Here is a 22,468-nt window from a genome sequence, read left to right on the forward strand (position 1 = left end):
CGGACATACACCCCTAGTTCATGGCCGCGGCCGCACCAACAWGCCCGGTGCGGCCACGAAAGGCTTGAAGCCCATGGCTTCATAAAGCTCGGCCGGCGCATAGGCCACGCGGCCCTGAATGACGAGGCTGGCACGGCGCAGCGCCTCGATGTCCTGGGACGGGTCGCCCTCGACGAGCAGCAGGTCGGCTGCATAGCCACGCGCGATGCGGCCACGCTCGGCGCTGGCGCCCGCCACCCGCGCACCGTTCCAGGTCGCGATGCGCAGCACCTCGGGCGCCGGAATGCCCGCCTTCACGTACAGCGCCAGCTCGCGGTGCAGACCCAGGCCGGCCGTGCCGTCGGTGCCCGCCACCAGCGGCACGCCGGCGCGGTGCATGTCGCGCGTCAACGCCAGCAGCTTGGCGTAGGAACGGCGGTAGGTGTCGAGCTTGTCGCCCGCCAGGTCCATCGGCGCCACGCGCAGCTGGCGCTGCCACAGCACGGGCAGATGCCCAGCCACGTCGCCCAGCACCGGGTCGAGCTCGCCCTGGGCCTGGGTGAACATGGCCTCGAAGGTCATCAGCGTCGGGTCGACGACGACCTGGCGCTCACGCAGCAGCGCGATGAAACGCCGCACCTTCGGGCTGGCAAGGTCCACGGCCTGGGCGTCGCTGCCCACGCGCTGAAAGCGCAGCAAGGTGCGGCTGTCGTCCCCCGGGCGGCTGACGAAGTTCAGCATGACCTGGTTGATGTGGGTCAGTTCCTCGTAGCCGGCGCGCACCGCCTGCTCGGCGAGCATGAAGGCCGGCACATGGCCGTTGACGTGCAGGCCCAGGCTGCGGGCCTTGGTCGTCAACGGCTTGACCCATTCGGGCTTGATCGAGTTGTAGAGCTTGATGCCGACAAAGCCATGGCAGGCATACCAGCTCACCGCATCCAGTGCCTCGTCCAGCGTCTCGGCGACGATGCCATTGCGCGCCGAGAAAGGGCTCTTGCCCTCGATGAAGCCGGCGGCGTAGACGTTCGGGCCGATGACCTCGCCGCGCTCGATGCGGTCGCGCAGGCGCAGCAACTCCTGGTTGTCGTTGCCGGGGTCGCGGATGCTGGTCACACCGCCGGCCAGATGCGCCAGGCCGTCCTCGCTCCACAGATGGGCGTGCATGTCCCACAGGCCCGGCAGCAGCGTCTGGCCGCGGCCGTCGATGGCGCGCTCGGGCAGCACGCGCAGCGCGCCGGGCTCGGTCACGGCGTCGATGCGGCCCTGTGAGATCCACACATCGCTGGGGCCCCGCATGCGCGCCGCCGGGGCGTCGAACCAGCGCACATTGCGGATCAGCGTGACGCCTTCGAACGGTTTGGCCAGGCGCTGGCGCAGCGCGCCGAGGCGCTCGTTGGCGGCCTGCTGCTGGCGGGCCAGCAAAGCGGGCACCAGTACCTCGGCGCCCTTCTCTGCCTCCGCGAAGCCGGGCCAGGTGATCGCGAACAACGCGTGGCTGGCGTCGTCACGTACCCAGTAGTACCAGGGCTGGGCATCGGCGCCGGTGACGGCCACCAGGGCCAGAGGCCCCGTCGCGGCATCGGGCGTCAGGCGGGCCAGGATCTCGGCGCGGATCTTCAGCCCGCCCAGCGTGCCGGCGCTGCCGTCGGGCTGGGCCAGCAGCATGCGCACCAGGGCGCCGTAGTAGCCCGGCGAGGCCTCCAGCGGGATGAAGACGAAGTCATCACCCGCCGGCACATCGCCACTGTCGGCCCGCGAACGCCAGCGCGCGTGGGCCTCGACGACATCGAAATCCTCGGCAATCTCGGCGCCCATGGTGCTGCGCCCCCGGCCGCGATAGTCGCGCGGCGCGCCGTTGGTGGCGAGGCGAAAGCTCTCCTTGATGTCCGGGCCGCGGCCGTTGTCGCGGTAGCTGTAGTCGGTCTCGATGCGGCCATCGGGCTGGGTTTCGACACGCAGATGGCCGGCCACATGCTCCTGCGACAGCACCGTGTACTCGGCGCCCCGCGCACTGCCGAGCGCGAGCCAAAGCAGCAGCCCGATCACACGCGGCGCGTTCATGACCGCGCTCCCGACCTGCCGCGCCGCAACGCCAGCAGGCCCAGGCCTGCCGCCAACAGCACCGGCACCTGGGGTTCGGGCACGCTAGACACAATGGCCCGCAGCTCGACGCTCTGCGGCAGGTAAAACTCCAAAGATTGCAGGCTGGCCGCAGCCCGTTGCCCGGGCATGCAGGCCAGGCTCAGACAGTCGGGGTCCGAAGACGCCACGAGGTGGTAGCTGCCGATCAGTGTCTGCGTCACCGAAAGATCCCAGTGCCCGGCACCCTGTGGCGCCGTGGCCCACACGGGCGGCGCCAGGCCAACCAAGCTGTCCAGACTCCCGAGCGCCACCGGGCTCGCTTCGGCGCCGAAATGCTCGGTGCCCGCGGCGGTCACGTCCCATCGGTTGGAGCCGCGGGCCGTGGCCAGCTGCGCATCGGGCGGCGCAATGAAGCGGCTGACGGCGCGCACGCTCATCTGGTCCGGATGGGGGGAGATGACCAGCTCCCAATGCGCGTCCAGCGGCATATGCCAAGGCTGGAAGTCGAAATGGAGGTCAAGCGTGCCAAGCCCGGCGTTGGGCTGGGAGGGGTTCCAGTTCAGCAGGAGGGCACCGCCACCCTGGAAGACCCATTGCCCATTCTCGAAACTCAACACCGGCGGGCTTTCCAACCCGCCCGTCAATACGCCGCCAGGGTCCTGGCTCTGCCAGCTCGCCCGCACGGTTGGCGTGATTTGGGTCTGGGCCATGCAGGCCGACGCGGCGCCTTGCAGCGCGCAGGCGGCAAGCACGGTTCGAGCAACTCGAAGGGGATGGCGGGACATGGCGCGTTCCAAGAGCGTGAGCGGCTTGCTCACCTGCTTTCAGACGCAGCCTTGCAGCGAATCCGGACAAGACCGCCGTCCCCCCGGCGCGCTCACTGGCCCAGCAGCACTCCCAGCAGCAGCCGCGCCTTGTCCCAGTCACGGCGCACCGTGCGGTCGGTGAGCTGCAGCGCCTCGGCGATCTCGAGGTCGTTGTAGCCGCCGAAATAGCGCATCTCCACCACCTTGGCCAGGCGCGGCTCGGCCGCGGCCAGGGCCTCCAGGGCCTCGTGCACCTTCAGCACCTCGTCTTCGCCGGCCGGCGTGCTGTCGGCGATGTGGGTGTCCAGCGTCAGGTGAGCCAGACCACTGCCACGGCGCTGGGCCTGGCGCTCGCGCACCGCGTCGATGATGACGGAGCGCATCACCTGTGAGGCATAGGCGAAGAAGGCGCGCCGGCTGTCCGGCCGCAGCCGTCCGCTGCCCAGAAAGCGCAGATAGCTCTCATGCACCAGCACCGTGGTGTCGAGCACGGTGTTGCGCCCGCCGTCGCGCAGGCGGGAGCGGGCCAACTTGCGCAGTTCGTCGTAAGCGGCAGCGAAGAGCCGGTCCTGGGCGCCGGCGCTACCGGCATTGACCTGTTCGATCAGGGTTTCGATGGCATCGTCTGGCACGGGCGCATGGTGCCAGCGCACTGCCGCCACGGACATCATCCTTACTGGGGATGTCCGCCCTGGCGATGCGCTTGCGTCTGACCTAGTGTGCGAACCCAATGAAAAGAGCCCAACGATGCTGACCCCGGCGGACATGAGCCGGCTGAGCCGACTGCTCGACCAGGCCCAGGCGCTGGCGCCCGAAAGCCATGAAGCCTGGCTGGCAGCACTGCCGCCGGACGCCGCACACCTCGCGGCGGCGCTGCGCGACATGCTGGCGAACCCGCCCGGCGAGCTGACACTGCCGCGCCTGGGCGCCTGGGAGGGCGAGGACCCCGCCGCCGTACACGCCGGCGACCGCATCGGCCCCTACCGGCTGCTGGAAGAGATCGGCCGCGGCGGCATGGGCAGTGTGTGGCGGGCCGAGCGGGCGGACGGCAGCTACCGGCGCGAGGTGGCGCTCAAGCTGCCACGGCTGACCTGGGGCGAGGGGCTGGCACGACTGATGGCCCAGGAGCGGGACATCGGCGCGATGCTGGAGCACCCCAACATCGCCCGCCTCTACGACGCCGGCATCGACATGCGCGGCTGGCCGTATCTCGCGCTGGAACTGGTGGCCGGCCAACCCATCGACGCCTGGTGTCGCGAGCAGGCCTTGAGCGTGAACGCGCGCCTGACGCTGCTGTTGCAGGTCATGCGCGCCGTCGGCTATGCCCACGGGCGGTTGGTCGTGCACCGCGACATCAAGCCTTCCAACGTGCTGGTGACGCCCGACGGCCAGGCCCATTTGCTGGACTTCGGCATCGCCAAGTTGCTGTCCGAGGCTGCCGTTGGCGCCGGCCTCACGCTGGCGTCGGAGCGCCATCTGACGCCCCACTACGCCTCGCCGGAGCAGTTGCGCGACGCGCCGGTCACCGTGTCCACCGACGTCTACAGCCTGGGCGTGCTGGCCTTCGAACTGTTGACCGGCCACACGCCGTATCGCCTTGCTCGCGACAGCCGCGCTGCCTGGGAAGCAGCGGTACTTGTCGATGAGCCCGAGCGCGCCAGCATCCGCTGCACTGACACCGCGACGGCCCGCGCGCTGCGCGGTGACATCGACGCCATCCTGGCCAAGGCGCTGCGGCGCGACCCGGCCGAGCGCTATGCCAGCGTCGACGCCTTCGCCCAGGACGTGGAGCGCCACCTGCGCGGCGAGGCGGTGCTGGTCCAGCCCGACAGCACTTGGCACCGCCTCGGCCGCACGCTGCGCCGCCACCGGCTTGCCTTCGGCACGTCGGCGGTCGTCATCGCCGCGCTGGCGCTGGGCGGCGGCATTGCGCTGCGCCAGGCCCAGCGCGCCGAGCTGGCGGCACAGCGCCAGCGCGTCATGACCAGTTTCACCGCGGCCTTGCTGCGAGCCGACCAGGCTGCCTTCTTTGCCCGCACGGATTCGCGCCGCCCCACGCCCGAGCTGACGCTGGCCGACAGCGCCGCGCTGGTCCAGCAGCGCTTCCCGGAAGAGCCCGAGCTGCAGGCCGACTTGCTGGGCGCGATCGCACGCCTCTTCCTGGAGATGGACCGGCCCGACCTGGCCGCCGATCATGCGCAGCGCCAGGTCGAAGCCTTGCAACGCGCGGACGCCGGCCGGCAGGCGCTGGCGGCGGCACGGCTGCTGGCCGCGGAGGCCTGGCTGGCGGCCAGCCGCTGGGCCGAGGCCGATGCTGCCGCGCAAGAGGCGCTGAAGCTGGCAGGCGGTGATCCCTTGCTGCGCGCCGAGGCGCTGGCCTCGATGGCGCAGGCTGCCTGGTCCGCCGGCCGTGCAAAGGCGGCGCAGGCCGCGCTGCAGGAGGTTGAGCCCATGCTGCCGGCACAGCCCGCCAGCTCGACGGCGCCGGCTCGCACGCAGGTGCTGCGCGCCGAGATGGCGGAGCGGGCAGACCAGCCCACCGAGGCCGACGCCCATCTGGAGCGCAGCGTCGCGCTGGCGCTCAGCGCGCACGGGGACGCATCGCCGCTCGTGCATCGGCTGCGATCTCTCGCCGCGCAGAGTCTGATCGAACATGGGCGCGCACAGGCCGCGGCGCCGTTCATCGACGCCGTCGTGCGCAACCTGAATGCACGCGGCGGCCAGGCGGTCATCGAGGCCCGCGTCATCCAGACCGAATTTGCGCTGGCCCGCTACCAGGCGGGCCTGGCCCGCCATGCGGATGCCCAGCAGGCCGCCGACTCGGCCACGGCCCTGATCGAAGTCCAGCCGGAGCCACCGCAAGCCCTGCAACTGCGCCTGAACCTGGCGCGCAGCCGCCTGGCCTACATCCACGGCGATATCCAGTCGGCGTGGACCTTTCTGCATTCCAGCTTTCCGGCATCCTCGGAAGGCCGGCCGCCCCGGTACTGGCAGCGCCTGCAATGGACCGCATCCGACATCTTTGCCGCCGCCGTGGGCGCCATATTCACCCAAGGCCACGAGGTGGGCGACTACTGGCAGAAGCTCATCCGCGATGGGCAGATGCGGCCGCTGGACCAGCCCGGTGACCTGGCGCGCTTCGCGCTGTGGCTGACGGCAGCGGGGGATGCTCAGGAAGGCCTGCTCAAGCTGGAGGCCGCGTCGCCTACACCGACCTCGCGCGCCATGTTGGCCTGGGTCAAAGCCCAGATCCTGCTCGACCTGGGTCGACCGGCCGAAGCCGCGGCCGCCGTGCAGGGCCTGTCGCCCGGGTCCACGCCTGACCTGCCACCCGAGCGCTTCACCAGCGAGGCCGTCGCTGCCCAGCTGGACTGCATCCAGGGCCGCGCCGGGGCCGGGCGCGACAAGCTCGTCGCCCAGGCCGAGGACCTCCTGCGTGACCGCAACCCGAACTCACCCCGGCCCGCCTGGTTGCGCGCCCAGGCGGGCCTGTGCGCCCTGGCCGCAGGCGACCGCCCTGGTGCGCTCGCTCTGGCAGCCCAGGCGCGCCAGGCCTTCAAGGCTCAGCCCGATGTGGCGGCGTATTCCAAACTGCCGCTGCAAAAGCTCGACATCGCACTGCAGCGCCGCTGACACGGCCTGTCCCTAGAATCCGCGCGTTCTTCGCCGACCCCGGACTTCCATGACAGCCCCGCTGCGCCCCCTGCCCCGCCTGATCTTCGCCAGCCGCTGGCTGCAACTGCCCCTCTACCTGGGCCTGATCCTGGCGCAGGCCGTCTACGTCTTCCAGTTCTGGACCGAGCTGGTGCACCTGATCGAGGCGGCGTTCGGCGACCAGCATGCGCTTGAAATCCTGGTCAAGAGCATTGGCTACAAGGGCGAGGCGATTCCCGGCAAGCTCAACGAGACGATCCTGATGCTGGTCGTGCTGGGGCTGATCGACGTGGTGATGATCTCCAACCTGCTGATCATGGTCATCGTCGGCGGCTACGAGACCTTCGTGTCGCGCATGGACCTCGACGGCCACCCCGACCAGCCCGAGTGGCTGAGCCACGTGAATGCCTCGGTGCTGAAGGTCAAGCTGGCCACGGCCATCATCGGCATCAGCTCCATCCACCTGCTGAAGACCTTCATCAACGCCGACAACTACGCCGAGAAGACGCTGATGTACCAGACCATCATCCACGTCGCCTTCCTGCTGTCGGCCATGGCCATCGCCTTCACGGACCGGCTGTTGCCGCAGCCGGCGCATCACGGCGACAAGCACTGATCGTTCGCGGCGGCTAGAAATTCGGGCCGAGCGCCGGGCCGCTCCCAAGCCGGCACGTCTGGCGATGTGCTCGCGGCTTGATGCCGCGAGCATCGCCGTCCCCTCGGGGGACCGGCTGGGTCGCCCGCGTTCAGCGAGGCGCAACCGGACGAGGGGCAGCGTTTCTAGCGGCCGACCATCTGCCCCGGCACCACCCAGGCGTCGAATTGCTCGGCCGTCACATGGCCCAGCGCCAGCGCCGCCTCGCGCAGGCTGCTGCCTTCCTTGTGCGCCTTCTTGGCGATCTGGGCGGCCTTGTCGTAGCCGATATGCGTGTTGAGCGCCGTCACCAACATCAGTGAGCGCGCCACCAACTCGGCAATGCGCCCCTCATTGGGCTCGATGCCGACGGCACAGTGCCTGTTGAAGCTGGCCATGCCATCGGCCAGCAGGCGTGCGCTCTGCAGGAAGTTGTGGATGACCATCGGGCGAAAGACGTTCAGCTCGAAGTTGCCCGACGCGCCGCCGATGTTGATGGCCACGTCGTTGCCCATGACCTGGGCGGCCAGCATGGTCACCGCCTCGCTCTGGGTCGGGTTGACCTTGCCGGGCATGATGGACGAGCCCGGCTCGTTCTCCGGGATGCTGATCTCGCCAATGCCGCTGCGCGGGCCGCTGGCCAGCCAGCGCACGTCGTTGGCGATCTTGGTCAGGCTGGCCGCCAGCGTCTTCAGCGCGCCGTGGGCGTGGACGAGGGCGTCGCAGGAGGCCATGGCCTCGAACTTGTTCGGTGCCGTGACGAAGTCATGGCCCGTCAGTCGCGCCAGCTCCGCGGCGACCTGCTCGGCATAGCCCTTGGGCGCGTTCAGCCCGGTGCCCACCGCCGTGCCGCCCAAAGCCAGCTCGTACAGATGCGGCAGCGCCGCCAGCACATGCCGCTCGCCGTGGTTCAGCTGCGCCACCCAGCCCGAGATCTCCTGCCCCAGCGTCAGCGGCGTCGCGTCCTGCAGATGGGTGCGGCCGATCTTGACGATGTCGTCAAAGGCCTCGGCCTTCTGCTGCAGCGTCGTGCGCAGTGCGCGCAGCGGCGGCAGCAGGCGCTCCTGCAAGGCCTGCACGGCGGCGACATGCATGGCGGTCGGGAAGACGTCGTTGCTGCTCTGGCTGCGGTTCACGTCGTCATTGGGATGCACCAGCCGCCCCTCGCCCCGCTCGCCGCCCAGCAGCTCGCTGGCGCGGTTGGCCAGCACCTCGTTGACGTTCATGTTCGTCTGCGTGCCCGAGCCCGTCTGCCAGACCACCAACGGGAACTCGTCAGCATGCAGGCCACCAATGACCTCGTCGGCCGCGGCCACGATGGCCTCGGTCTTGGCCTGGTCCTGCAGCCCCAGCCCACGGTTCACGACGGCCGACGCTCGCTTCACCTTGGCCAGCGCTCGAATCAGCTCGGGCGCCTGGCGTTCGCCGGAGATGTCGAAGTTCTGCAGCGAGCGCTGCGTCTGCGCGCCCCACAGCTTGTCGGCCGGCACCTCGATGGGGCCGAAGGTGTCGTGCTCGATGCGGGTTCTGCTCATGACGATTCTCACGAAGGCGGGGTTGGCTTTCAGCATAGCCAGGATGAGAACCCTTCTCATCTTTGCGGCCACCGATAATTCCGGCCGCCCCCAAGCTTGTCTGCCCTCCAAATGACCACGATCCGCCAGCAAGACCTCATCGACAGCGTTGCTGCCGCCCTGCAGTACATCTCCTACTACCACCCGGCCGACTACATCGCCCACCTGGCCCGCGCCTACGAGAGCGAAGCTTCGCCGGCGGCCAAGGACGCGATCGCCCAGATCCTCACCAACAGCCGCATGTGCGCGGAAGGCCGCCGCCCGATCTGCCAGGACACCGGCATCGTCAATGTCTTCCTGAAGATCGGCATGGACGTGCGCTGGGAAGGCTTTGCCGGCAGCATCGAGGACGCCATCAACGAAGGCGTGCGCCAGGGTTACCTCAACCCGGACAACAAGCTGCGCGCCAGCGTGCTGGACGACCCCATCTTTGCGCGCAAGAACACGAAGGACAACACGCCCGCCGTCGTGCAGATGGAGCTGGTGCCCGGCAACACCGTGGACGTCATCGTCGCGGCCAAGGGCGGTGGCAGTGAGAACAAGAGCAAGGTCTACATGCTCAACCCCAGCGACGACATCGTCGACTGGGTGCTGAAGACTGTGCCGACCATGGGCGCCGGCTGGTGCCCGCCCGGCATGCTGGGCATCGGCGTCGGCGGCACGGCCGAGAAGGCCGCCTTGCTGGCCAAGCAAGCGCTGATGGAAGACATCGACATGTACGAGCTGCTGCAGCGCGGCCCGCAGAACAAGCTCGAAGAGATGCGCATCGAGCTGTACGAGAAGGTCAACGCCTTGGGCATCGGCGCGCAGGGCCTGGGCGGCCTGACGACCGTGCTGGACGTGAAGATCAAGACCTTCCCGACGCATGCAGCCAGCAAGCCCATCGCCATGATCCCGAACTGCGCGGCCACGCGCCACGCCCACTTCGTGCTGGATGGCAGTGGCCCGAGCTACCTCGAGCCGCCCAGCCTGGACCTGTGGCCCGATGTGAAGTGGGCGCCAGACTACAACAAGAGCCGGCGCGTCGACCTGAACACGCTGACGCCGGACATCGTCGCCACCTGGAAGGCCGGCGAGACGCTGCTGCTGAASGGCAAGATGCTGACCGGCCGCGATGCCGCCCACAAGCGCATCCAGGACATGCTGGCCAAGGGTGAGCCGCTSCCGGTGGACTTCACCAACCGCGYCATCTACTACGTCGGCCCCGTSGACCCGGTGCGAGACGAGGTGGTGGGCCCGGCCGGCCCGACGACCGCCACGCGCATGGACAAGTTCACCGACATGATGCTGGCCAAGACCGGCCTCATCGCCATGGTCGGCAAGGCCGAACGCGGGCCGGTCGCCATCGAGTCCATCAAGAACCACAAGAGCGCCTACCTGATGGCGGTGGGCGGCTCGGCCTACCTGGTCAGCAAGGCGATCAAGGGCGCCAAGGTCGTCGGCTTTGAAGACCTCGGCATGGAAGCCATCTACGAGTTCGACGTGGTGGACATGCCCGTCACCGTGGCGGTCGACGCCACCGGCACCAGCGCCCACATCACCGGCCCGGCGGAGTGGAAGCAGCGTATCGCCTCGGGCAAGGCCGTCGGCATCCCGGTCGCCTCGGCCTGACGCCTACACAATCGGGTGGTCAACCTTGACCACCCGATATGACCCAAGTCCGCCCCCTCCAGCCCACCGACCGCGCCGCCTGGCAGCCCCTCTGGGACGGCTACAACGCCTTCTACGGCCGTGCCGGCGAGACCGCGCTGCCCGCTGAAGTCACCGAGACCACCTGGGCGCGCTTCTTCGACGCCACCGAACCGGTTCATGCACTGGTCGCCGAAGATGAAAGCGGCCAGCTGCTCGGCCTCGTGCACTACCTCTATCACCGCAGCACGACGCGCGTCGAGCTGACCTGCTATCTGCAGGACCTGTTCACGACACCTGAGGCGCGTGGCCGCGGCGTGGGCCGCGCCCTGATCGAGGCCGTGTATGCGGCGGCCCGCGAGGCGGGCATCAAGCGCGTCTACTGGCAGACGCACACCACCAACGCCACGGGCCGCGCGCTGTACGACAAGGTTGCACATCACATGGGCTTCATCGTCTACGCCCAAGACGTTGCCTGACCCCGGAGCGCTGCACGTGCGCCTGTTCCCTTTCGCCACCATCCTGCTCCTACTCGGCGCGCTGTCGCCGCCCGCACGGGCCCAGGCTGCCACCTGCTCCTTGAACCCGGTCGCCGGCGAGATGCGCGAGCTGACGTCGGGCGGGCGCACGCGCAGCTATCGCCTGTTCGTGCCGCCGAATGTCGCCAGCGGAACGCGGCTGCCCCTGGTGTTCGACCTGCACGGCACCGGCGGCAAGGCTGCCGGCCGCGCCAAGGAAAGCGGCTTCGAAGTGCTGGCGGCGCGCGAGGGCTTTGCCGTCGCCACGCTGCAGGCCGAGGACTCGCGCTGGAATGTGCCCGTCTTCACGCCGCGTGCTGACGATGTGCAGTACGTGTCCGACGTCATCGACGACATCGCCGCCCGCACCTGCATCGACCCGGCCCGCGTCTATTCGACCGGCTTCTCTGGCGGCGGGCGCATGTCGTCGCTGCTGGGCTGCCGCCTGAACCACCGCATCGCAGCCATCGCACCGGTCGGCGGGCTGCGCTGGTTCGGCCCCTGCGCGGGCCGCGCCGTGCCGGTGCTGACCGTGCATGGCCTGGCCGATTTCACGAACCCCTACGAAGGCCACGGCGACCGCGGCGCGGAATGGGTCGAGAGCGTGCCCGAGGCCCTGGCCGGCTGGGCGTCGCTCAACCGTTGCCAGCCCAAGCTGCTGCAAGACAAGCAGCCCGGGCCGCTGCAGACCATCCGCTACACGGGCTGCAACGGCGACGCCGAGGTTCGGCTGCTGCGCGTCGACGGCATGGGCCATATCTGGCCCCGCGCCGAGGTCGACGCGACCGTGACGATCTGGCAGTTCTTCAAGGCTCATCCGCTCCAGTAGGCGGACACAACAGGAGACCCGCATGTCCAACATCCGCGCCTACGCCGCCCTCTCGCCCGGCGGCGCCCTGCAGCCCTTCGACTACGACCCCGGCCCGCTGGGCGACGAGGAGGTCGAGATCACGGTCGAGCACTGTGGCATCTGCCACTCCGACCTGGCCATGATCGACAGCGAGTGGTTCCCGGCCGCCTACCCCGTGGTGCCCGGCCACGAGGTCATTGGCCGCGTCACGGCGCTGGGCGCCCATGCCAAGGGCCGGCAGATCGGCCAACGCGTCGGTGTGGGCTGGCATGCCAGCAGCTGCACGCATTGCAATTTCTGCCTTGGCGGCGAGCAGCATCTGTGCGGCAAGCGCCAGCCGACGCTGATCGGCCGCCATGGCGGATTCGCCGACCGGCTGCGCGCCCACTGGAGCTGGGCCGTCCCGCTGCCCGATGCGCTCGACCCTGCCGCCGCCGGCCCGCTGATGTGCGGCGGTGGCACCGTCTTCCTGCCCTTTGTACTGCATGCCATCAAGCCGACCGACCGCGTCGGCGTCGTCGGCATCGGCGGCCTGGGTCACCTGGCCGTCAAGTTCGCACGTGCCTGGGGCTGCGAGGTCACGGCCTTCACGTCGTCGCCCTCCAAGCGCGACGAAGCCCTCGCACTGGGCGCGCACAAGACGCTGTCCAGCGTCGACAAGGCCGAGCTGAAAGCCGCCGCCGGCAGCCTGGACTTCCTGCTCATCACCGTGGGCGCCGCGTTGAACTGGGACGCACTGCTGGCCACGCTGGCACCCAAGGGCCGCATGCATCTGGTCGGCGTCGTCACCGACGCGATGGCATTGAAGAGTGGCGGCCTGCTGAGCTGGCAGAAGAGCCTGTCGGCCTCACCCACACCGCCGCCCTCCGTCCTGAAGACCATGCTGGACTTCTCGGCACGGCATCAGATCCTGCCGCAGGTGGAACGTTTCCCGATGAGCCGCGTCAACGACGCACTGGATCACCTGCGCTCAGGCAAGGCGCGCTACCGCGTGGTGTTGGACGCCGATTTCTAGTCGCCAGTCGGTGCAGGTGCCTCCGGCGACGTGGCCGTGGTCGCCGACTTCGGCTGGCGCTGCACCTGCTGCGGGTAGGGAATGTCCACGCCCAGGCCTTGCAGCGTGTGCAGCACGGCCAGGTTGACGTCCGAGCGCACGCCGCCGCTGCCGTTCTCGGGGTCCATGATCCAGAAGAACACGCTCAGCTCCAGGCCGCTGTCGGCAAAGCGGCTCAGCTGCACCGACGGCCCCGGGTCGCTCAACACGCGCGGGACTTCGGTGACGGCTTTGGTGATGGCCTGCATGACGTTGTCGACGTCGCAGTCGTAGTCCACCTGCACCACCGTCGACAGCAGCACGCGCGGGTCGGCCAGCGACGAGTTCTCGACCCGCTGAGTGATCAGGATCTCGTTGGGCACGATGGCTTCCTTGCCGCCGAGCGACCGGATCACCGTGTAACGCGTCTTGATGTCGGTCACGCGGCCCTCGAAGCCGTCGACCTTGACCATGTCGCCGATACGCAAGCTCCGCTCGGCCAGSATGACAAAGCCGCTCACGTARTTSGCCGCCAGCTTCTGCAGGCCAAAGCCCASRCCCACGCCYASCGCGCCGCCCAGCACGCCCAGGGCCGTCAGGTCGATGCCCGCAGCCGACAGCGCGAACAGCAGGCCGATGAAGAGCAGCAGCGAGCGGATCGCGTTGGACGCGATCTTGCGCATGGACAGGTCCAGTGACTCGCGGCGCAGCAGCTGGGCCTCGATGGCCGACGAGATCCACAGCGCAACGACCAGCACCAGCGTGGCCGTCAACCCGCCCTCGATGAGGTTGCGCAGCGTCAGCTTGACGGTGCCGAATTTCCAGCCGATGTCGTCCAGCTCGTCCATCAGCACGGGCCACAGGCCGGTGATCCACAGCACCGCGCCGATCCACACCAGCCAGGAGCCCAGCTTCTCCAGCGCCTTGAAGGCGGTCGAGTTGGGCCAGGCGGCGCGCAGCACGCGGGCGATGAGGCGGATGGCGGCCAGCGACACCAGCACCGGCAGCGCCAGCTTGAAGAGGGCCGGTGCCAGCCCGTACAGCGGCAGCAGGCGGCGCGCGCCAAAGGCCAGGGCCAGGGCAAACAGCGGGAAAAGCGTGCCGTCGATGACGCGATCGCCGAACAGCACGCTGTTCTCGCGCCGGGTCACGGCGCGCGACAGCGCCCAGCTCAGCAACCCTGCCAGGGCCAGGCAGCCAAGCAGCAGGCCCCATTCGGCCAGCGCGTCAGCGCTGAAGACGCGGGTCAGCAAGGCCTGGAGTTCGGCCAGGCTCAAAGGTTGGTGCATACGGTTTTAGTCAGTTGGGGACAGAGCTACTCGCTGCGCTCGGGCGGTCTGTCCCGCAAAATTCTCAGCTTAGTTGGGGACAGAGCTACTCGCTTCGCTCGGGCGGTCTGTCCCGCAAAGTTCACAAATCAGCCAATACGCGCAAATGGATGCCTACGCTGCGCGCGAGGGCGTGCAGGTTATAGCCGCCCTCCAGGACCGACACGATACGGCCTTGCGCATGACGGTCGGCCACGGCCTTGATCTTCTGGGTGATCCATTCGTAGTCGGCCTCGACGAGGCCCAACTGGCCGAGATCGTCGTCGCGGTGGGCGTCGAAGCCGGCGGAGATGAAGATCATCTGCGGCTTGAAGCGCTCCAGGGCCGGCAGCCACATGGCCTCGATGATCTCGCGCACCTCGCCGCCACGCGTGTAGGCCGGCAGCGGCACGTTGACCATGTTGGTGCCCTTGGGGACGGCACCGCTGTAGGGGTAGAGCGGATGCTGGAACAGGCTGACCATCAGCACGCGGTCGTCGCCGGCAATGATGTCCTCGGTGCCGTTGCCATGGTGGACGTCGAAGTCGACGATGGCCACGCGCTTGAGGCCGCGCCGGTCCAGCGCGTGCCGGGCAGCGATGGCCACGTTGTTGAAGAAGCAAAAACCCATGCTCTGGTCGCGCGTGGCATGGTGGCCCGGCGGGCGCACCGAGCAGAAGGCGTTGTCGGCACGGCCGTCGATGACGAGGTCGGTCGCCTGCACGGCAGCACCCGCCGCATGCAGGGCGGCGGTCCAGGTATGGGCGTTGGCCGAGGTGTCAGGGTCGACGGCGCAACGTTCGCCCGTCTCGGCGCAGTCCCGCAGCAGGGCGCCGATCTCGGCGACATAGCCGTGGGTGTGAGCCAGCTCCACGTCCTTGAGGTCCACCGGCCGGGCGTCGAAGTACTCGAGCGCCTGGCCCAGGCCCGAGGCGATCAGCCAGTCGTCGATGGCGGCCAGCCGCTCCGGGCATTCGGGATGGCCTTCGCCCATGTCGTGGCGGCGGCATTCGGGAGGGTTGAAGTAGGCGGTAGGCATGTCTCTTGATATGGTCCAGCCTCATGACGCAAGCTCCATCACGAACGCTGGCAGCGCAACTGCTGGCACTGCAAAACCAGATTAGCACGGTCATCAAGGGCAAGCCGGCGCAGATCGCCGATTCCCTGGCCTGCCTGATCGCCGGCGGCCACCTGCTGATCGAGGACCTGCCCGGCGTCGGCAAGACGACGCTGGCCCATGCGCTGGCCATTTCCCTGGGGCTGAAGTTCTCGCGCCTGCAGTTCACGGCCGACCTGCTGCCCAGCGACCTGCTGGGTGTCAGCGTCTACGAGCGCGAGAAGAACGGCTTCGCCTTCCACCCCGGCCCGGTGTTCGCTCAGGTGCTGCTGGCCGACGAGATCAACCGCGCCGGCCCCAAGACCCAGAGCGCGTTGCTGGAGGCCATGGAGGAGCACCAGGTCAGCATCGAGGGCATCAGCCACCCGCTGCCCGAGCCCTTCTTCGTCATCGCCACGCAGAACCCCAGCGAGCAGCTCGGCACTTTCCCGCTGCCAGAGTCGCAGCTGGACCGCTTCCTGATGTGTATTTCCCTTGGCTACCCCGACGCCGCCGCCGAGCGCGAGCTGCTGACCGGGAAGGACAGCCGCGAGCAACTGCGGTCGCTGGGCGCCCTCATGACGCCGGCGGAGCTGATCCAGGCGCAAGCCGCCGTCAAGGCCATCCACGCCGCGCCGCCGCTGCTGGACTACCTGCAGGCACTGATTGCGGCCACACGCTCGGGCCAATGGTTCGTGGAAGGCCTGTCGCCACGCGCCGGCCTGGCCGTGCTGCGAGCCTCCCGCGCCCGGGCCCTGCTGCAGGGGCGTGACTACGTCTCGCCCGACGACGTGCAGGCCATCCTGCCGCAAACCATCGCCCACCGCCTGCAGCCTCGCGCCGGCGCGGGCCGCGGCGCTCGCGAGCAGGTGCGGGCGATGATCGAAGCCATCGCCCTCCCCTAGCTTGGCGCTGATTGCCGGCCTGGCGCTCCTGCGCAGCCGGCACGTCGCGGTTGGCCGGACGGGTTCGGGCCGGGCAGATCGGCGGGATGGTTATCCTGCCGCCCCATGTACGTGCCCTTCTTCGGCTTGAAACAAGCGCCGTTCTCGATCGCGCCGGACCCGCATTACCTGTTCATGAGCGAGCGCCACCGCGAGGCGCTGGCTCACCTGCTGTACGGGCTGGACGGGGGCGGCGGCTTCGTGCTGCTCACCGGCGAGATCGGCGCCGGCAAGACCACCGTTTGCCGCTGTTTCCTGGAGCAGATCCCGGCGAACTGCAACGTCGCCTACATCTTCAATCCCAAGCTCACCGTCACAGAGCTGCTGCAGGCGATCTGCGACGAATTCCATGTCGTGGTGCCGGCGGGCGCGCGGACGGTGAAGGACTACGTCGACCCGCTGAACGCCTTCCTGCTGGCGCAGCACGCGGCCGGGCGCAACAACGTGCTGATCATCGATGAGGCGCAGAACCTCTCGGCCGACGTGCTGGAGCAATTGCGCCTGCTGACCAATCTGGAAACCAGTGAGCGCAAGCTGCTCCAGGTGGTGCTGATCGGCCAACCCGAGCTCCGCGGCATGCTGGCCCGGCCGGAGCTGGAGCAGCTGGCGCAGCGCGTGATCGCGCGCTTTCACCTGGGCGCGCTGTCCGAGGCCGAGACGGCACAGTACATCCGCCACCGCCTGAACGTGGCCGGCCTCACCGGCGCGCTGCCCTTCGATCGCAAGGGGCTGCGCCTCATCCACCAGCTCACCCGCGGCGTGCCGCGCCGCATCAACCTGCTCTGCGATCGCGCACTGCTGGGCGGCTATGCCAGCGGCCAGGCGCAGGTCACGCGAACAATAGTGCGCCAGGCTGCGCGCGAGATGTTCGACGAGCAGGCCGCACCGCCCATGCCCAGGCGCAGGCCCGTCGCGGCGGGCATTGGTGTGGCCCTGCTGGCCGCGGCCATCGTGGGCGGCTGGCTGGCCTGGCGGGCGCAGCAGGCCACCATGGACGGGCGCCTGCAGAAGGCCAGAGCGGAGGGCATGGCTGCGGCTGCCAGTGCGGCATCTGCTGCGGCAGCGGCTGCGAGTGCGGCTTCGCAACCCGCCTCCGCGGCCAGCCGCGCCGAGCCAGCCCCCGAACTGCTGACGCTCGCCGACTGGAAGCCGCAGGACGCCGACGCCTGGGCGGCCCTCGCCCAGCGCTGGGGCCTGCCGCTGCCGGACAAGGCCGCCCCCTGCACCGTGGCCGCGCAGCGCGGCCTGCAGTGCTACCGCAGCGGCAGCGGCAGCCTCTCGCTCATCCGCCTCATCGACCGCCCCGTGCTGCTGACCCTGCAGCGCCCCGGCCACCCGGCGGCCCTGGCCGCGCTGGTGGCGCTGGGCGCGCAGCACGCCACGCTGGTCGTGGACGGCACGCCCCGCCGCGTCACGCTGCCCGAGCTGGCCGGCGCCTGGCGCGGCGAGTTCACGACCTTCTGGCGCGTGCCACCGGGCTATGCAGAGCGGGCCGAGAACATCGTTCCCCTGCGCAACTGGCTGGCCACACAGCTCGCCAGCGTGCCGGGTAGCGCGCCGTCCGCGCCGGCCTCCGCACCCGCGCCCGGCTGGCCCGAGCTGAGCCGCCAGGTGCAGGCCTTCCAGGCCAGCCAGGGTTTGCAACCCGATGGCCGCGTCGGCCCCATCACCCTGATGCAGGTCAACCGAGCTGCCGGTATAGCCGAGCCGCGCCTGGACGTGGCGCGCTGAACGCGAGAATCGCAAGACCTAACGCCATGTCCTACATCCTCGACGCCCTGCGCCGTGCCGAAGCCGATCGCGAACGCGAGCGCGGCCAGGTGCCGGGCCTGAACACCCAAGCGGTATCCACCAGCGACGCCGCCCGCGCCGCCGGCCCACGCCGCTGGCTGCCCTGGGCCGGCGGCGGCCTGCTGCTGCTGGCTGGCATCGGCGCCGGCAGTTGGTGGGCAAGCGGCCCGCAGGACGCGACCCCGCCGGTTTCGCCGCCAACGCCCACCCCGGTGGCCACCGCGGCGCCAGTGGCTGTGCCCGCGCCACCCGCCGCGCCAACGCCACAGCCCACCGCGTCCGCCTCGCCCTACCTGCCACTCGTGCCACCGCCGGTCGCGGTGACCACAGCACCGGCGCCCCGTCCCGTCAGCGAGGCCACGCCCGCACCCGTGGCTGTCGCCGTGCCTGCCCCCGTTCCTCCAGCACCGCCCGCCCCAGCTCCCACCCCAGCCACCGAAGCTCCCATCCCCCGCCTGGCCGAGCTGCCCGAAGCCATCCGCCGCGACGTGCCCCGCATCGTCGTCAGCGGCTCCGTCTACTCCGACGACCCGCGCGGCCGCTTCGCGATGATCAATGGCGAGGTGCTGCGCGAAGGCGCCCAACTGGGCCCCGACCACGTGCTGGAGCTGATCCGCCCGCGCGAGCTGGTGTTCAGGTTCAGGGGCCAGCGCTACCGGCAACCGGTGTAGGCGCCTAGGCCGCCACGTCGCTGGCAAAGCAACAGCATGCCTGCAGCACCACGCGCCACCATTGACGCGTGCCGCACGCCGCAGGCAGACTGGCGGCCTTCATCAATCAGCCCGCAAAGGAGAAAACCATGGAACAAGCAGATCGTGTCGCCCTCCTCCTGCCGGCTGCCTGAGCGCCCAGCACCACTGAGTTCGAACTCGCGTTCGGACTGACCTCGCGTCCACCGCGGGTCCATTGATCGCCGCAACAGCGCGGCCGGCTTCCCACCTGTTGCTCCGCGCCACCGTGCGCGGACGAAGCCCACTTTCAATGGACTCCCATGATCGAATTCGATTTCGAGACGCTGCACGCCCTCGGGCTCACCCCCGCCATCGCGAGCCGTGCGGTACAACTTCCTCAACCCCATGACGAACCCGGCCTGCGCCTGGCCCGCGTGGTGGAGGCGCAGCGCGACTGCTTCACGCTGCATGACGGCTACACCGAGCTGTTTGCTCGCGCGCTGCCCCGGCTGGTGCAGCAGCTGCAGGCCCAGGTTCAACAGCTGACCATCGGCGACTGGGTCGGCGTTCACATCGACGCGCACGGCCAGGCCTGGATCGCCGACCGGGTCGAGCCCGTCACGCAGATCGCACGCCGCGCCAACGACGGGCGCCGCCAGCCGCTCGCGAGCAACGTCGACGCGGCGCTGCTCGTGATGGGGCTGGACGCCGACTTCAACGCGCGCCGCATGGAGCGCTACATTGCGATGGTGCGCGCCTGCGGCGTGGTGCCGGTCGTCGTGCTCACCAAGCTCGATATCGCGCCGCAAGCGCAGGCACGCATCGCCGAGATGTATGCCCGCCTGCCCGCGACCGTGCCGGTGCTACCGGTCAACGCGCTGACGCGCCAGGCCAGCACCGAGATCGGCCCTTGGCTGCATGCAGGCCAGACGCTGGTGCTGCTCGGCTCCTCGGGCGCCGGCAAGTCCACGCTCATCAACACGCTTGCCAACGCCGGCCAGGCCACGGGCGGCGTGCGCCAGGGCGACGGCCGCGGCCGCCACACGACGACGGCGCGCTCGCTGCACCGCTGCGTGCAAGGCGGCTGCATCATCGACACGCCGGGCCTGCGCACCTTCCGGCCCGATGCTGACGCCAGCACGCTCGCCGCCACCTTCGAGGACGTGCAGGCGCTCGCGCAGCAATGCCGGTTTCGCGATTGCTGCCACGAGAACGAACCCGGCTGCGCCGTGCGCGCCCGCGTCGACGCGGACCGGCTCGACAACTACAAGAAGCTGATGCGCGACGCCCAGCGCGGCGAGCAGACGGCGCTGGAGCGCATAGCGCAGCGCAGCAAGTGGAAGAAGATCGGCAAGGCGGGCAGCCAGCGTGCGCGGGAGAAGAGGGCTTGAGGGGGCTCGAGCAAGACAGCGGCTTGGCAATGCCAGCATCTCATGCAGATGACGACCTCCGATCGCTAGAAGGTGTTCCGACCCGAGAAGAACGCAATCATTTGCGCAGACTGCTCTGGTCTGCATCGGCGGTGGCACGCGTGCTAGTGGGACATAGCCGTCGAATCGCGAGTCATGCGCCGTGTCGGATCGAAGGGATGGTCTCGCCTGGCACCTCGCGTGAGGCCAACGGCGTCAGCGTGCTGGCCCGGTCCGAACTGGCGCAATTCGGCAAAGGTCTTCGCCCAGTCGCTCGGTGGCTGAAATCCTTCACCACAATCGTCACCGACGCTGGTGGAGGAAACGTGCGTGACGGCATCCAACAGTAGCTGACTAAATCGCTTTGTATCCGCAAATCCCAGTTTGTTCTTGACGTCGTGATTTGTAGCCGTGACGACGCCGTTCGACGACAGGATGTACTTGTCGAAATACTGCGTTTGCGCTACGAGCGAAACCTTCTGGCCATCCAGATACCCTTTGAGTGCGTCATCCTTGAATGGATACGGCATGCCCGACCAAAAAGCGTTGAACAGTCCATCCCAGTGGCTCGGCAGGTAAGTCTTCGGATGAATGACCGGGACAACCATTTCCGCCACCGGCTTTCCGCCTGTGCCGATCCATGCGTCGACCTTAGTGAGTCCGGCATCCGTCATTGCAGCGGCCAAGTTGCCAAGAGGTGGCCCGAAGTTCACACCGTCGACCACGATGTCCTTGTCCAGATCGAACGCGCTTGCCGAATTGCTGACGAAGAATGAGAGCTGGCCCTCGGGACTGTCCACCGTGAACAGGTAGGCCCTGTTACCGCCCCCGTTGGGGTAGTCCTCTCCAACGCCGGCGCGAAGGCCTCCGGACTTCGGGTCGGGAATCGGCGGTCGATACAGCTCTCGCGCAAAGTGCTGTATCGGATTGCTTGAGTCGCCGCTGTGGTTCCAGCGAACGACACGCATGGTGATGCCGTCGCCCAGTGAGATCTTTTCGCCGCCGCTGACGCTGCGGCATTGGGACCCGGCTACGCCTTGTGCTGCGGCTTGCATGCAAGTGGATGAGCCGCCAATCATCGGGGCGCCGGTCAGTTTCGCCCACGTGGGGGTGTCCCAACTGTGGTCCCAATGACTGTGGCCGACAACAAGCAGATCGAGCTTGTCAGTCCCCAGCATTGCATCGCGCACCTTGGTGATGGAGGCGACGTCGACGCCTGCCGGCTCCTTCGTGTAGGCATACACGTCATTTGCGTAGACCGGAGACGCCGTGAACAAGTTTTCGGGCAGACGGGAGATGTAGCCGTCCATGACGATGCGCTTGTCGCCGACCTTGAAATACCAATTGGCGATCGACATCCAGGTCATTTCCACCGACGGCGGCGCCGCGTTGGCGACCGACGAGAAGATCGCCGCAACAGCCGCAGAGGGCACCCAGCTCACCAGCTTGTGCTTCATCAAACTTCTCCGGTGGGGCGGATAACCATCTCCAGACGTCGCATATACGGCATTCGGGCATTTCGTGGGTGTTGATAGGCCGCGTGTATTCCTCGGCAATGCGCACTTCGACGCGGCTAGACACCCCGAAAGCAGACCACTTCAACCGTCGGCTCCTGGCCGATCCGCGAAATTGGCAGTGAACCCCGCCTAACCCAGGTGCATCTGACCGGCGCCCACTAAGCCGATCAGCCCGATCACGATCAAGTAGATTGCGACGATGTAGTTGAGCAACCTGGGAACCACGAGGATCAGGATGCCGGCGAGCAGGGAGATGATCGGGGCAAGGCCGAGATGGAGATTCATAGAAATTTCCTTGGTTATCGCACGGCCTCGACGACAAGAGCATCGCCAAGCATGCACTTCAGCCTACCCGAAAGCTGCCGATCGTCAGCGGCGTCTCCTGGCCGATGCCGAGCATCCGCTCAGATCCCTGCAAGCTGAAACCGCCGTTGGACTGCTCATAGCTGCTCGATGGCGACCTTGACCAGTTCGGCGACACGCTCTGCCTCAGCATCGGTATGGAAGCGCACCTCGATCCAAGGCGAGGACGAAGAACGGGTCGGATGGTGAACGGAGCCGGCTGGATGGGAGAGACCCAACGCGCGGATGACCTTCTTTGTGAGTCTCAGGTCGAGTTCATGGTCGTCGTGGAAGTGCGCAAACTCCCTTCCCCTAAAGAATAGAGCTGTACCACCCGAGACAGGAGACGGTTCGGCAGCTAGTCCTTCGATAGAGACAAGCGACTGAAGCAGTTTCAGCTTGAGCATGTTCACGTGGTGCCGACATCGAAGTTGCGTGGAGAGCCTACCTGAAAGCCGTCGTTCGCAACTGACTGCTCATGGCCGGGAGCGGGTCACCGACCCGGCATTCCCGGATGACAGCTACCGCGCTGCCCAACCACTTGCCGCACCCGAATCCGGCCTGCGCATGCCCATGCGACCGAAGTGCGCGTGACTGCTTCACATTGCATGACGGCCATACCAAGTTGTTTG

The 22,468-nt window shown here is 68.4% G+C and carries 19 protein-coding genes; 10 read left to right on the top strand and 9 right to left on the bottom strand.

Annotated elements, in window-relative coordinates; translation table 11 throughout:
- Positions 1-18 precede the first annotated feature (18 nt).
- Genes ACXJKM_RS14405 through ACXJKM_RS14415 form a run of 3 tightly spaced genes read right to left on the bottom strand, consistent with a single transcriptional unit; the run spans position 19 to position 3,529 of the window.
- Positions 19-2,040 (bottom strand): amidohydrolase family protein, encoded by a 2,022-nt coding sequence (locus tag ACXJKM_RS14405; RefSeq protein WP_457353166.1) that lies wholly within the window; start codon positions 2,038-2,040, stop codon positions 19-21.
- On the bottom strand, positions 2,037-2,879 hold the full coding sequence (locus tag ACXJKM_RS14410; protein WP_457353168.1) for a hypothetical protein: 843 nt from the start codon (positions 2,877-2,879) through the stop codon (positions 2,037-2,039). Before ACXJKM_RS14410 ends, ACXJKM_RS14405 begins: the two co-directional genes overlap by 4 nt.
- A gap of 59 nt (positions 2,880-2,938) precedes the next feature.
- Complete coding sequence (locus ACXJKM_RS14415) at positions 2,939-3,529, bottom strand: ECF-type sigma factor (RefSeq protein ID WP_162247835.1); 591 nt, start codon at positions 3,527-3,529, stop codon at positions 2,939-2,941.
- Positions 3,530-3,614: 85 nt separating this feature from the next.
- On the opposite strand from ACXJKM_RS14415, the gene ACXJKM_RS14420 reads away from it, so the two are divergent.
- Both ACXJKM_RS14420 and ACXJKM_RS14425 read left to right on the top strand, forming a co-directional pair.
- Positions 3,615-6,500 carry a protein kinase domain-containing protein gene (locus ACXJKM_RS14420; protein ID WP_457353170.1) on the top strand — a complete coding sequence of 962 codons (2,886 nt, stop codon included), beginning with the start codon at positions 3,615-3,617 and terminating at the stop codon, positions 6,498-6,500.
- Between the two features lie 49 nt (positions 6,501-6,549).
- A complete protein-coding gene (locus ACXJKM_RS14425; protein ID WP_457353172.1) occupies positions 6,550-7,137 on the top strand; it encodes a TIGR00645 family protein in 588 nt (195 codons plus the stop codon).
- Between the two features lie 164 nt (positions 7,138-7,301).
- Here ACXJKM_RS14425 and fumC read toward each other — a convergent pair whose 3' ends face one another.
- A complete protein-coding gene (fumC, locus tag ACXJKM_RS14430) occupies positions 7,302-8,690 on the bottom strand; it encodes a class II fumarate hydratase (protein ID WP_457353174.1) in 1,389 nt (462 codons plus the stop codon).
- 111 nt (positions 8,691-8,801) lie between these two features.
- Between fumC and ACXJKM_RS14435 the strand changes: the two genes are divergently transcribed.
- The 4 genes from ACXJKM_RS14435 to ahr are packed head-to-tail and all read left to right on the top strand — an operon-like array spanning position 8,802 to position 12,741.
- Positions 8,802-10,340: a fumarate hydratase gene (locus tag ACXJKM_RS14435; protein ID WP_457353176.1), complete on the top strand. Its 1,539-nt coding sequence runs from the start codon at positions 8,802-8,804 to the stop codon at positions 10,338-10,340.
- Positions 10,341-10,378: 38 nt separating this feature from the next.
- Positions 10,379-10,837 carry an N-acetyltransferase family protein gene (locus tag ACXJKM_RS14440; protein WP_457325365.1) on the top strand — a complete coding sequence of 153 codons (459 nt, stop codon included), beginning with the start codon at positions 10,379-10,381 and terminating at the stop codon, positions 10,835-10,837.
- Complete coding sequence (locus ACXJKM_RS14445; RefSeq protein ID WP_457353178.1) at positions 10,830-11,705, top strand: alpha/beta hydrolase family esterase; 876 nt, start codon at positions 10,830-10,832, stop codon at positions 11,703-11,705. Before ACXJKM_RS14440 ends, ACXJKM_RS14445 begins: the two co-directional genes overlap by 8 nt.
- Positions 11,706-11,727: 22 nt before the next feature.
- Positions 11,728-12,741, top strand: a complete 1,014-nt coding sequence (gene ahr, locus ACXJKM_RS14450) for an NADPH-dependent aldehyde reductase Ahr (RefSeq protein ID WP_457353180.1) — start codon at positions 11,728-11,730, stop codon at positions 12,739-12,741.
- On the opposite strand, the gene ACXJKM_RS14455 is transcribed toward ahr, so the two are convergent.
- Both ACXJKM_RS14455 and ACXJKM_RS14460 read right to left on the bottom strand, forming a co-directional pair.
- Positions 12,738-14,048, bottom strand: coding sequence for a mechanosensitive ion channel family protein (locus tag ACXJKM_RS14455; RefSeq protein ID WP_457353182.1), 1,311 nt, complete (start codon positions 14,046-14,048; stop codon positions 12,738-12,740). The genes ahr and ACXJKM_RS14455 overlap by 4 nt on opposite strands.
- Positions 14,049-14,169: 121 nt before the next feature.
- Positions 14,170-15,105, bottom strand: a complete 936-nt coding sequence (locus tag ACXJKM_RS14460) for a histone deacetylase family protein (RefSeq protein ID WP_457353184.1) — start codon at positions 15,103-15,105, stop codon at positions 14,170-14,172.
- 23 nt (positions 15,106-15,128) lie between these two features.
- Between ACXJKM_RS14460 and ACXJKM_RS14465 the strand changes: the two genes are divergently transcribed.
- From ACXJKM_RS14465 to rsgA, 4 genes are all read left to right on the top strand, one after another.
- The gene (locus ACXJKM_RS14465; RefSeq protein ID WP_056201379.1) at positions 15,129-16,067 is read left to right on the top strand and encodes an AAA family ATPase; all 939 of its coding nucleotides are present in this window, start codon (positions 15,129-15,131) and stop codon (positions 16,065-16,067) included.
- Positions 16,068-16,172: 105 nt separating this feature from the next.
- Positions 16,173-17,837, top strand: a complete 1,665-nt coding sequence (locus ACXJKM_RS14470) for an ExeA family protein (protein WP_457353186.1) — start codon at positions 16,173-16,175, stop codon at positions 17,835-17,837.
- 26 nt (positions 17,838-17,863) lie between these two features.
- The gene (locus ACXJKM_RS14475; RefSeq protein ID WP_457353188.1) at positions 17,864-18,568 is read left to right on the top strand and encodes a general secretion pathway protein GspB; all 705 of its coding nucleotides are present in this window, start codon (positions 17,864-17,866) and stop codon (positions 18,566-18,568) included.
- Positions 18,569-18,888: 320 nt separating this feature from the next.
- Complete coding sequence (gene rsgA, locus ACXJKM_RS14480; protein WP_457353190.1) at positions 18,889-19,959, top strand: ribosome small subunit-dependent GTPase A; 1,071 nt, start codon at positions 18,889-18,891, stop codon at positions 19,957-19,959.
- 143 nt (positions 19,960-20,102) lie between these two features.
- Here rsgA and ACXJKM_RS14485 read toward each other — a convergent pair whose 3' ends face one another.
- From ACXJKM_RS14485 to ACXJKM_RS14495, 3 genes are all read right to left on the bottom strand, one after another.
- Positions 20,103-21,434, bottom strand: coding sequence for an MBL fold metallo-hydrolase (locus ACXJKM_RS14485; protein WP_457353192.1), 1,332 nt, complete (start codon positions 21,432-21,434; stop codon positions 20,103-20,105).
- Positions 21,435-21,623: 189 nt separating this feature from the next.
- On the bottom strand, positions 21,624-21,779 hold the full coding sequence (locus ACXJKM_RS14490; protein ID WP_082532451.1) for a DUF3096 domain-containing protein: 156 nt from the start codon (positions 21,777-21,779) through the stop codon (positions 21,624-21,626).
- A 155-nt stretch (positions 21,780-21,934) separates the two neighbouring features.
- The gene (locus tag ACXJKM_RS14495; protein ID WP_235531859.1) at positions 21,935-22,243 is read right to left on the bottom strand and encodes a luciferase domain-containing protein; all 309 of its coding nucleotides are present in this window, start codon (positions 22,241-22,243) and stop codon (positions 21,935-21,937) included.
- Positions 22,244-22,468 lie beyond the last annotated feature (225 nt).

It is taken from the genome of Roseateles sp. P5_D6, from assembly GCF_054049415.1.